This is a genomic window from Acidobacteriaceae bacterium (assembly GCA_028283655.1).
Lineage (GTDB): Bacteria > Acidobacteriota > Terriglobia > Terriglobales > Acidobacteriaceae > Granulicella.
This window is the reverse complement of sequence record JAPWKE010000003.1, coordinates 2,783,588-2,795,305: the sequence shown is the minus strand read 5'-3', so window position 1 is coordinate 2,795,305 and position 11,718 is coordinate 2,783,588. Positions and strand designations below refer to the sequence as shown.

The window sequence follows — 11,718 nt, the reverse complement described above, 5'->3', positions numbered from 1 at the left end:
ATCCTTTCTTTAGCCCTTGCCTTTTGCAAGGCCGAACCGTCAGGGAGAATCACTCGTGTTGAAAAAGCATTCCATCGCGACAGCTCTACTCGCGTTCTCGCTGTGGAGCCTGCCCGCCGTCTCGCACGCGCAGGAAGCCGCCCCCGCGGCTCGCACCCCGCTCACCACCGCCGCCATTGACCCCAACGCCCTCTGCTGTGGCGAGGTCTCCAAGCCCGGCCAGCTTCTCGACCGCGTCATCGACTCCATGCACGTCGACGCCCTCTGGCAGCCGCAGGTGCACATCAACTGGCTCACCGGCCAGCAGGACGAGCCCGCCTCCTCCACCGGCCCCGACCGCGCCACGCACTGCTCGTCGTTCACCGCCGCCCTTGGCTACAAGCTCGACATCTACATGCTGCGTCCGCCTGACCATCCGCAGCAGCTCCTCGCCAGTGCGCAGGCGCAGTGGTTCAATTCGAAGTCCAGCGGCAGCCAGGGCTGGGAGCCAGTCGCCACGGCAGCAGAAGCGCAGAGCCTCGCCAATGCGGGTGAGCTCGTCACCGTCGTCTACGAAAGCCCCGACCCGCACCGTCCGGGCCACATCGCCATCGTTCGTCCCATCGCCAAAACCAACGGCGACCTGCTCGAAAACGGTGTGCAGACCGCCCAGGCTGGTGCCAGGAACTTCTCCAGCGGCGTCGCTCGCATCTCGTTTGCCAAGCACAAAGGCGCATGGCCCGACGAGGTCCGCTACTACGCCCACCCCATCGACTGGCCCACCCTCATCGCCAAGTGGCAGACGATGGCAAAGCAGAAGTAGCTCCTCCACCAGCAATAGAAGCAGCAATAGAAAAGGCCTGCCAACCGGCAGGCCTTTTCGCGTTCCAGCAACTCCCTACGGCCGAAACTTCAGCCCCAGGAACCCACCGTCCGAGTCATAGCAGTAGTCAAAGTGCGCAATCGCCCGCAGCCCCGTATTCACAAACGTGGTCTCGTGCGGCTTGCGCCAGCTCACCTTGCGCGGCGTCTCTGGATCATGCATTCCGCCGGTCGTGAACTCATAGCTCAACTGTCCACCCAGCAGCCATACCTTGATCGGTACGCCATCCGGCACGTCGCCGCTATCCGGTGCGCCCGGCGACGACAGCATCATGTTCGTCAGACCCGTATCAATCAGCACGGTGCCCATCGGCAGCCGTGTGCCTTTTACCTCAACCGTTCCCGCGGCTGTCGTCCAATCCTTCGGCCCTGGATAACTGCTCGGCACTGTCGCCGTGCGTGGCAGCAGCTTCTGCCACTTCCAGTCGCCGCTGATCGTCTCCGCATTCAGCCCCAGCTGCACGCCCTTGGGCGTGATCACATAGCCTCGCCGCATCCGGCCTTCCTGCATCGCGTTCAGCATCAGCCAGGGGTTCCGTTGCTGTGTGTTCCAGTCTTCGTCCTTGCCGCGGCCAAACCCGACACCCATCATGCCGCCGCCCCACGGTCCGGGGCTGCACTTGGTCGCGTTCACGCCCAGCGCAAGGCACTCCTTCTGCGTCACCGCCAGCACCGGCATGTGCGCCACCACAGGTGATCCGTCCGGCATCCTTGCGTCTTCAAACGTCACATCCACCGTCTCCCAGGTGCCCGTCAGGTGAACGCCCGAGCTGGAATACGTAATCTCTCCCGGCTCACCCTTGCCCTGATAATTCGGAATCATGCTCGCCGGCACCATAATGCCCGTCGATCCCGTGTCGACCTGGAACCGCTTGTCCGGACCGCCGTTGAACGACAGCCGCATGTGCAGCGAGCCCAGCTTCTGGAAGTTCAGATTGTCATCCGCGAACGGCACATTGACCACCGGCGTACCGGCAGGAAAGATCGGCTTGTCGGCAGGCTTTACCTGCGCGCCGGCTCGTGCGGACAGGCCTGCCATCGTGACTGCGGCCAGCGCCAAAGCGCCGCCTGCACTGCGAAGAAACGTCATACATCCTCCTGAGGAAGTTTTAGGAAGAAAGGCGACTCACCGTTGCCCTTCGAAGGAAACGGGAAGGGCATCAGCCCCTCCCGCAACGTACTTACTTCATGTCGACATCGGTCGTGCCGATACGTCCACTGCCTGCATCGCGCACCACAAACCGCAGGTGCGTCGTGCGCTCTGGTACATCCATCTTGAACGGGAACGTCACCCGTTCGCCACGCTCGATGTCGTCCGTCGGCTTGATCTTGTCTTTGATCTCGCGACTCTCATGGCATACAGACTTCGCCTTTTCGGTCGTGCAAACCGCCATGATCGTGACTTCTGCAGTGCGCGAACCATCTTCCAGGTCCGTCCACGTCAGCCCCTTGGCCACCACATTCAGCTTGTAGCCGCCGCTGATCTCATCCGCGCGCACATCCAGCCCGTTGTACGGCAGCGTCGTCTGCGCGGCTGCGCCAATGTCCCACTTCAATTGGTTGCTCGGCTTCGTGTCCTGCTTCGGAGCCACTTCCACCGGGATCGGCCCGCCAAAGTATCCCTTGCGCGTTACCGCGTGCAGCGACGGGTCCTTCATCTTGACGCGGATATCGCGGAACGCCGTGCTCACGTCGTCCGTATTCGTCGGCGTGTAGGTCAGCGTGTAGTAGCTCGAAGACTCGCGCAACCCGTCGTCGACTTCGCGGTCGATGTCGTTCCGTTCGGCAAAGATCTCGCCGCCCGTCGCCGGGGCAAACGTCGCAAAGTCCAGTTTGTCGGTGAACGGCCCCAGTCCGCTGGCCAGGTTGCTGCTTGTGGCGTTGCCTTCGTCATCCGTGCCCGTGTCCTGCTGCATCGCCTGCACGCCTGCCGGGTCAATCACATACAGAACCACATGAGAGGTCAGCATCCGCGACGTCACCACGCGGATCGTCTCCATAATCTTGTCCTGGTCTTCCTGGTCCATCGCCGACGTGTCCACCGACGGATAACCCGCGCCAATCCACACCACGTTCTTGCGGCCACGCGTTCCGCTGGAAGCGTCCGCGATCTGCGACAGAATTCCCAGCGTCTGCGCCATGCGCTCCAGCGCGCCATCGCCCACCTGGTTCCGCATCATCTGCCACGGATACTGCGGCAGGTGTGTCTTCAGCGCATCCAGCAACTCCTGGCGGTTCTGCGTGTAATCGTGCAGCACTACAAAGTGGGCGTCGCCTGCAGCCAGCAACTGCGTCGGGCGCGGCAGAATCTCCGGCTGACGCATCAGGTACTTCAGCATCCGGTCGCGCGCATACGTCATGTCTTCGAACTTTGAGTTCAACTCGTCGAAGACAAGGATGTCGACCGGGTCGGTGCCAATCTTGTTCAGATCAGCCGTGCTCTTTACGATCACCTTCGGCTTCTGGTCCGCCGGTGTGGGCTCATGCAACTCGAAGTTGCGGATCGTCTGGGGCTTCTTATCTTCCAGCACCGTGAACTGGCTCTTGTCGAGCCCCTTCACCGGATTGCCCTTTTTATCCAGAACCACTACGTCCAATACGACGAGTCGGGTTGTCGTCTTCAGACGATAGCCCTGCGAAGCATCTCCCACCGGCTGCTGATCAGGCGCAGCTTGTGCGTAGGAAAATGGCGAAAGGGCTGACAGCAGAAGGGCAGGCAGAAGTAACGATGTGGTGCGGTTCACGCCTAGATTGTAGCGGTGAACCACACCCTGCGGAGACGAATATCGCTCGCATTTTCGCGCCGTTTCGTATCTGCTTCTGCCGCTTACCTTTGGCTCAGCGTCAGTTACTGCTCGAGGGTGCCTGCGTGCTGTCCCGGATCTTCAACTCGGTCTTCATCACCACGTTCCGGGGGGCGCTCTGGTCGCCGTTGATACGTTCCAGCAATAACCGACCGGCGGCAAGGCCGATCTGGTAACTAGGCTGCACCACCGTCGTCAGGGCCGGATCCGTGAAGTCTGCAAACGATAGTCCATCAAAGCTCACCAGGGACACATCCTCCGGGCAGCGCAGCTTTGCGGCTTTGATCGCCGAAAGCGCACCCACTGCGATCAGATCATTGCCGGCAAAGATCGCCGTCGGCCGCGGAACCAGTCGCAGCAAGCGCATCGCGCTCTGGTAGCCGCTCTCCTGATCAAAGTGACTTTCCTGCACGTACTCCGGCGAAATCTGTACTCCGCGTTCTGCCAGCGCCTTTGTAAATCCTTTGACGCGTTCGGTCGACGTCACCACATTGGCCGGGCCGCGAAGGATTCCGACCGTCTTGTGCCCCAACTGCGCCAGATGTGCGCCCGCAGCGTAGCCGCCTTCAAAGTTCTCGACCGTCACGCTGTCCCCCGGCCACTCTGCCGGCGGCCGGTCAATGCACACCAGCGGATAGCTCTCCGACCAGGTGACTTTGTGATCGTTGGATGGAATCAGGATGATGCCTGCAGGCATAAACGCTCGCAGATCATTCAAATACGCCGTCTCTTTGGCCGCATCGTTATCTGCGTTGCAAAGCAGCAGGCGGTAGTTCGCGGCAAACGCAACGTCTTCGACGCCTCTCACCACGGAAGGGAAGAACGGGTTGGTAATGTCAGGAATCACCATCCCGATAATGTTGGTGCGATTGGTCCGCAGCGCACGCGACAGGTGGTTCGGCTGATAGCCAAGCTCACGGATCGCCTCTTGCACACGCTGCCGGACGTCCTCGCTAACCGTCACCTTACGATTGATGACATGCGACACGGTTCCAAGTGAAACATTTGCCCGGCGCGCGATGTCGTGCATCGTGACGCGTCCGGTGGAAGCAGCTTTTTTCTCAGCTTTGTTGTCTGCCAATGGTCCTCCGGTGTTTCGGTGCTCTACGACGGAAACAGAAACTGACTACTGGGTCAATCTTTGGTGCTGCGCGTCGTTACCTGCTGTGTGGGACAGTGTATACGCTGCCGTCACATGCTGCGATGTACGCCAGTTTCTGCTCGGACGTTGTGTGCCAAACCGCTTCTTTTTGTGCCGGAACGTGTCATGAATGCTTTCATAATGCGGGGCTCGAAAGGTACTTTTTGCGGGTGGCGATTCAGCCTTTCGCAACCCGGATGGCCAATTTCCATGCCGAAGAGTTAGACTCGATTTCCGTCTTTCTCTTTGATTTTTAGAGCTTTCCCCTTGCAGGAAACGGCATTCAAGATTCACATACTTTCTCTTTCGCAGAGAGTGATCAGCCCGTAGCATCGTTTCAATCCTTGTTTTGCGAGGTAATTCGTCCATGTTCCAGCCGGAAGCGTACGCAGAAGTGCTTTTGCTCATGATTGTGAGCATGTTGTGCTGGGGATCGTGGGCAAACACGCGGAAACTGACGGCGGGATACCCATTTTCCCTGTTTTACTGGGATTATGTCGCCGGAATCGTGATCGGCAGCATGTTGTGGGGCTTTACGTTGGGCAGCCTGCATGGTGGCCCCTCGGCCTTCCTGAAAAACCTGCGCTCAACGGATGGGGCGCACGTCGCGTGGGCGTTGCTGGGCGGCGTTATCTTCAATATTGCCAATCTTTTGCTGGTTTCTGCGATCGATATTGCCGGGATGGCGGTGGCGTTTCCGGTAGGTATTGGGTTGGCGCTGATCGTCGGCACGCTGCTGAATTACTTCATTCATCCGGCTGGAAACCCGTTGCTGATCTTCGGGGGCGTGGCGCTGGTCGCTGTCGCGATTGTGCTGGATGCGCTGGCTTATAAACGTCGCGAAGCGAGCGGCAACGTCAGCACGCGCGGCGTTGTGCTGAGTGTTGTGAGCGGCCTGTTGATGGGAACGTTTTATCCGTTTGTGGCCAAGTCCACGCTGGGCGAGCATGCGCTCGGGCCGTATGCGGTGGCGTTTGTGTTTGCGCTGGGTGTGGCGGCTTGTTCGCTTCCGTTCAACACCTACCTGATGAAGCGTTCGCTGACAGGGGATGCGGTGACGACGTTTGGGCAGTACGCTGCTGCGCGCGGATCGTGGCATGTCTGGGGTGTTATTGGTGGCGTGATCTGGTGTACGGGCGCGGTCGCAAGCTTTGTCGCGTCGAAGGCGAATGTGGTGGGACCAGCGGTGTCGTATGCGATCGGGCAAGGCGCGACGATGGTGTCGGCGGTTTGGGGAGTGTTTGTGTGGCGTGAGTTTGCGTCGGCTTCGGCGGCGTCGCGACGGCTGCTCCCCTGGATGTTTCTATTTTTCCTTGCAGGGCTGGGAGCCATAGCGGTGGCCCCACTTATGACAAAGTAAAACCGCATCAACACGAAAGTAGGCCTGTTTCATGAAGAGCATTGTGGTCGTGGGAAGCATCAATCTTGATCTTGTTGCAAACGTTGCACGAATGCCAGCGGAAGGCGAAACGATCCCGGGAACCGATTTTGCAACGTATCCCGGAGGCAAGGGAGCCAATCAGGCGGTCGCAGCCGGAATGCTGGGCGCGAAGACGGTGATGGTGGGCTGCCTGGGAGATGATCTGCTCGCAGACCGATTGCGCAAAGCGCTGGAAGGCGCTGGAGTTTCTACAGAAGCTGTTAAGACCGTGCAGGGCGCTTCGGGGTCGGCGGTGATCCTGGTGACGGAGTCCGCAGGCAACTCGATTGTGGTGATTCCCGGAGCGAATGCCAAGCTGCGGCCAGAAGATATGGACGCGCACCGCGAGTTGTTTGCAGCTGCGGGAGTGATTCTCGCGCAGCTAGAAATTCCGTTGGACACGGTGGAGCGCCTGGCGCAGATTGCTGGTGAGCTTGGCGTACCGCTGGTACTCGACCCTGCGCCAGCACAGGCGCTTTCGGCAGAGACGCTAAAGCATGTGACGTGGCTGACGCCGAATGAGACGGAGACGCAGATTCTTCTCTCGTCCTCGGGAGAGTTTGTTGTCGGTGACGCTGCTGCCGAAGCGGCGGACCGTTTGCTGTCTACGGGGGTGCGCAATGTGATTTTGAAGATGGGAGAGCGTGGAGTCTATCTGGCAGGCGCGGATGTCGAGCGCGGCTATGTGCCGCCGTATCGTGTTCACGCTGTTGATACGACAGCGGCCGGTGACGCATTTAACGGAGGCTTTGCCTTTGCCCTGACGCAGGGCATGGCTCCTCGTGATGCTGCGCAGTTTGCGTGTGCGGTGGCTGCTGTTTCGGTGACGCGGGTTGGGGCGCAGCCGTCGATGCCGACGTTGGAAGAAGTGGATGCGTTGCGGAACGATGCTGTCGCTGCAGGCTAAGGCCTGTAGCGAGGTGGGGAATATGTCCGCGCGGAGTTCAGGGACGGAGTCCTGGGACGAGGCTATCTTTCGGCTAGTAACGTGCTAGCGGTACAGTGCTTTGCGTCTAAGCTGAAGAGGTCATGATGAGTCTGGAGACAAGCCGTCGCCGCCGTCGTTTGCGGCTTTCCAGCCGGGTGCGGCGTTTTGTTTCGAGCAAGCCAAAGATGCTGGGGCTGGGCGTTGGCTTTGTTGCGGTGCTGGTGCTGCTGGAGTGGAAGCTCAACATCGATTACTCGCTGGGCATTTTGTATGTGTTCCCGGTGATGATTGCGGGCACGGTGCTGACGTCGTGGGAGATTGTGCTGGCCGCGATTCTCTGCGCGTATACGCGTGGCGTGTTCATCAACCTGGAGACGCCGCTGGAGCATGTGCTGCGGTTCGGTATGGCGGCGGTGGCGTACATCGGTTGCGGATTGCTGATTCGACAGATTACGGAGTCGCGCCGCAATGTGCTCAAGCACTATGCGAGCCTTCGCTTTGAGCAGAGGCTTCGACTGCGGGCCGAGGAGCAGTTACGCCTGCTGGCGCAGAGCAGCCCCGCGGCGATTTTGACGATCAGTTCGCGCGGTGAAGTGCTGGCTGCCAATACGGCGGCAGAAGAGATCTTTGGTGCTGAATCGAATGCTTTGTGGAAGCGTTCGATTGACGAGCTTGTGCCGCTCTTTGCGGAAGCGTTGCGTCTGCCGGAGGGCATCTCCGGCGTGCGCACGCAGGCGAGCGCCTGGGCGCATCGCCTGGATGGTCAGCAGTTTCCCGCAACGACGTGGTTCTCGATTTATGGCGAAGGCGAGGACAAGCGTCTTGCTGCCATTCTGGTCGACGTATCGACCGAGGTGCGCGAGCGGGAGCAGGCCCACTTCGATGATCTGGTGCGACAGGGAAGAGTGCTGGCCGGAGCTGTTTCGCATGAGATTCGAAACCTGTGTGCGGCGATTGCGGTGGTACATCGGAACCTGGCTGTGAGCACAGCGCTGCAGGGAAACGAAGACTTTGAGGCGTTGTCTCGCATGACGGCAGCACTCTCGCAGATCTCAACGTTTGACTTGCGCAACAATAGCCGCGCTCATGTTGCTCCCCTGTCGTTGCAGGATTTTTCGGCGGAGTTCCGCGTGATCATCGGGCAGGATTGGGAGGACGCGGGCGGCGTGCTGGAGTGGCGAATTCCGGCTTCGTTTCCGGCAGTGCAGGCAGAGCGTCAATCGTTGCTGCGTGTGTTGTTGAACCTTTCGCGAAACTCCCTGCGTGCGGTGGAAGATCTACCAGAAGGTGCGGAACGGCGGTTTCTGCTGGAGGCAGAGGAGAGAGCAGGAGCCGCGGTGTTGCGCGTGTCCGATACGGGGCCTGGACTTGGCGACCCGGAGCGCGTGTTTCAACCGTTTCAAACGGGTGATGAAGAGAACGGCAATGGGTTGGGGCTGTACATCTCGCGCGCGATTGCAAAGAGCTTTGGTGGTGACCTGCATTACGTCCCCACTGCGACAGGATGTACCTTTGAGCTGACGTTGAGGGCGGTTGCGTTTATGAGATATGGCGATCCCGCGACTCTGGAGGTGGCTCGATGAGCGCCCCGGTGCGGTTGTTTTTGCTGGACGATCACGCGTTGTTTCGCGAAGGTTTGCTGCGGTTGTTGAGCCAGGACATGCGCTTCAACATCGTGGGGCAGAGCGGTGTGCCTGCGACGGCTGTGGCGGAGATTCTGCGTACGGGGCCGGATGTTCTGATTCTGGATTATGACCTTGGCAGCCAGACGGCGCTGGGGTTTATGACCGAGTTGCGGCAGACGAAGTTTGCCGGTCGGGTGCTGCTGGTAACGGCGGGGCTGCCGGATGCAGATGCGTTGAAGCTGATTCAAATGGGGCTGTCGGGAATCTTCCATAAGCAGCAGTCGACGGAGGATTTGCAACGGGCGATTCTGGATGTGGCTTCAGGCCGTGTGCTGATCGACCAGGAGTATCTGCAGGCCATTCTTTCTGCGGCGCAGGCGCCAGCGGTGCCGAAGTTTACGGACCGAGAGAAAGCCACGATGCGCCTGTTGCTGCAGGGGAAGGCGAACAAGGAGATTGCGGCGGAGTTCGGGATCTCTGAGAGTGCGGTGAAGGCGACGTTGCAACAGCTGTTTTCAAAGGCAGGTGTGCGCACGCGGTCGCAGTTGGTGTTGCTGGCGATTGAACGCTATCGCAACGAAATTTAGCTGCCGTGATGGCAAGAGCTTCAGCTTAGGAGAAAGACACGTGTTGCGTTCGATCAAGAGTTTTGCGGTTGTAGGAATGTTTGCATTACTGGCGAATGCGCAAGCAAAGCCTGCGGCTGGAAACGATAAGGCGAGTACGTTTGCCAATGCGTTGCTGGCGAAGATGTCGGTGGAGGAAAAGGTTGAGCAGATGGAGCAGGCGGCCGGGCAGAACTACAAGCCTGCTGAGGCGGATGCTCTGGCACGCAAGGGCGTGGGCTCCTTTTTATTCCTTACCGATCCGGCACGCATCAATGAGCTACAGCGAATTGCGACGACCGAAGGGCCGCACAAGATTCCGTTGCTCTTTGGCTATGACGTGATTCACGGCTTCCGCACGATCAATCCTGTGCCGCTTGCGATGGCTGCGTCGTGGGACCCGGCGCTGGTGGAGCATGCGCAGTCGATGGCGGCGCGCGAGGCCCGCGCGGCGGGTGTGGATTGGGCGTTCTCGCCGATGGTGGACATTGCTCGCGATCCTCGCTGGGGCCGCATTATGGAAGGGGCCGGAGAAGACCCTTACCTTGGCGAACAGATGGCTGCGGCGCAGGTCCTTGGTTTTCAAGGGCCGGTGATTGGAACACCGGGCCACATCCTGGCCAGTGTGAAGCACTTTGGCGGTTATGGTGCGCCGTTTGGCGGGCGCGATTATGACTCCGTGGATCTTTCCGAGGATGCGCTGCACAACGTGTATCTGCGGCCGTATCGCGCGGCGGTGAAGGCTGGTGCGGCGACGATGATGTCGGCGTACATGGACCTGAACTCGGTTCCGGCGACGGGCAACAAGTGGCTGATGCAGGATGTGTTGCGCAAGGAGTGGGGCTTCCGCGGCTTTGTGGTGAGTGACTGGGCTGCCGTGCAAAATCTGCAGACCCATGGCTTTGCTGCCGACCCTGCGGATGCTGCGCTGCGCGCGGTGGACGCTGGCATCAACATGGAGATGACAAGTTCGGTGTATCGCGAGAACCTGCCGCAGCTTGTGCGCTCGGGGAAGGTTTCGATGGCGCAACTGGATGCGCTGGTGCTGCCGATCCTGGAGATGAAGTATCGGCTGGGGCTGTTTAGCAATCCGTATGTGGACATGGATGCGTACAAGCGGGAGACGCTGTCGGCGGAGCAGCGGAGCTCGGCGCGCGAAGCGGCGGAGCAGACAGCGGTGCTGCTGAAAGATGAGGGTGGTGTGTTGCCGCTGGCGAAGTCGGCGAAGACGATTGCGCTGATTGGGCCGCTGGCTGATTCGAAGGTCGATACGCTTGGCTCTTGGTCACTGCATGCGGTTCCTGCTGACACGATTACGGTTGCGCAGGGGCTTCGCGAGAAGCTTCCGAATGCGACTCTGCTGGTGGACAAGGGCGTTGAGATTGTTCGTCCGACCAGCTCGATCTTTGATGGGCAGGCCCCCGAGCCGAAGCCTACGCTGCTTACTGAGGCTGATCGCAAGCGCGCGTTTGACCAGGCGATTGAAGACGTAAAGCGGTCGGATGTTGCCGTGCTTGTGCTGGGCGAGGCGATGAACATGAGCGGTGAGCAGGCCAGTCGCGCGACGTTGACGCTTCCGGGCAAACAACAGGAGTTGCTGGAAGCTGCGGTGGCGACAGGCAAGCCTGTGGTGCTCGTACTGATGGCGGCTCGGCCATTGGAGATTGGCTGGGCTGTAGAACATGTGCCGGCGATCCTGGATGTCTGGTATCCCGGCACAGAAGGTGGCCATGCGGTGGCGAGCCTGTTGACGGGCGAGGCGAATCCGAGCGGCAAGCTGCCGATCACCTGGCCGCGGTCTGTTGGGCAGGTGCCGATCTTCTACGAACATTACCTGACGCAGGACCCGTCGCAGATTGGCAACCGATATTGGGATATGCCGTCGACGCCGCAGTTCTCGTTTGGCTATGGGCTGAGCTACACGCATTTTGCAGTGGAGAACCTTCGCTTGCAGCAGGCAACTGTTGCGTCTGCAAACGGTGTGCTGCGTGCGACGGTTACGGTGCGTAATACCGGCGCGGTTGCAGGTGCAGAGGTCGTGCAGCTTTATACGCATCAGCGAGCGGGGAGCGCATCGCGCCCGGTACGCGAGCTCAAAGCGTTTACGAAACTCACGCTTGCGCCTGGTCAGCAGCGAGAGGTCACGCTGGATGTACCCGCTTCTGAACTCGCGTACTGGAGCCCGTCTCTACGCAAGCAGGTGCTTGAGCCTGGAACGTTTGATGTGTGGGTGGGAGATAGCTCCGAGGCCACGATGCACTCGACGTTTTTGCTGAAGTAGGAACGTCTTCAAGGATACAAAGGGCCTGCACGAATGCGTGCAGGCCCTTTGTG

Annotated in this window: 9 protein-coding genes; 6 read left to right on the top strand and 3 right to left on the bottom strand. The window is 59.9% G+C overall.

Going from position 1 to position 11,718, the window contains the following annotated elements; genetic code table 11:
* Positions 1-58 precede the first annotated feature (58 nt).
* Entirely contained in the window at positions 59-802 is a 744-nt protein-coding gene (locus PW792_14620; GenBank protein MDE1163154.1) for a hypothetical protein, read from the top strand.
* A 75-nt stretch (positions 803-877) separates the two neighbouring features.
* On the opposite strand, the gene PW792_14615 is transcribed toward PW792_14620, so the two are convergent.
* From PW792_14615 to PW792_14605, 3 genes are all read right to left on the bottom strand, one after another.
* The gene (locus PW792_14615) at positions 878-1,951 is read right to left on the bottom strand and encodes a hypothetical protein (GenBank protein ID MDE1163153.1); all 1,074 of its coding nucleotides are present in this window, start codon (positions 1,949-1,951) and stop codon (positions 878-880) included.
* A gap of 91 nt (positions 1,952-2,042) precedes the next feature.
* Positions 2,043-3,605, bottom strand: a complete 1,563-nt coding sequence (locus PW792_14610) for a VWA domain-containing protein (protein ID MDE1163152.1) — start codon at positions 3,603-3,605, stop codon at positions 2,043-2,045.
* Between the two features lie 100 nt (positions 3,606-3,705).
* Complete coding sequence (locus PW792_14605) at positions 3,706-4,746, bottom strand: LacI family DNA-binding transcriptional regulator (protein MDE1163151.1); 1,041 nt, start codon at positions 4,744-4,746, stop codon at positions 3,706-3,708.
* Positions 4,747-5,173: 427 nt separating this feature from the next.
* On the opposite strand from PW792_14605, the gene PW792_14600 reads away from it, so the two are divergent.
* The 5 genes from PW792_14600 to bglX all read left to right on the top strand — a co-directional run bounded on the left by PW792_14600 (position 5,174) and on the right by bglX (position 11,665).
* Positions 5,174-6,166 carry a GRP family sugar transporter gene (locus PW792_14600; protein ID MDE1163150.1) on the top strand — a complete coding sequence of 331 codons (993 nt, stop codon included), beginning with the start codon at positions 5,174-5,176 and terminating at the stop codon, positions 6,164-6,166.
* A gap of 31 nt (positions 6,167-6,197) precedes the next feature.
* Entirely contained in the window at positions 6,198-7,133 is a 936-nt protein-coding gene (gene rbsK, locus PW792_14595) for a ribokinase (GenBank protein ID MDE1163149.1), read from the top strand.
* Positions 7,134-7,258: 125 nt separating this feature from the next.
* Positions 7,259-8,737, top strand: a complete 1,479-nt coding sequence (locus PW792_14590; GenBank protein MDE1163148.1) for an ATP-binding protein — start codon at positions 7,259-7,261, stop codon at positions 8,735-8,737.
* Positions 8,734-9,366: a response regulator transcription factor gene (locus PW792_14585; protein ID MDE1163147.1), complete on the top strand. Its 633-nt coding sequence runs from the start codon at positions 8,734-8,736 to the stop codon at positions 9,364-9,366. The genes PW792_14590 and PW792_14585 overlap by 4 nt, the downstream gene beginning before the upstream one ends.
* 40 nt (positions 9,367-9,406) lie before the next feature.
* Positions 9,407-11,665, top strand: a complete 2,259-nt coding sequence (gene bglX, locus PW792_14580) for a beta-glucosidase BglX (GenBank protein ID MDE1163146.1) — start codon at positions 9,407-9,409, stop codon at positions 11,663-11,665.
* Positions 11,666-11,718: the final 53 nt, after the last annotated feature.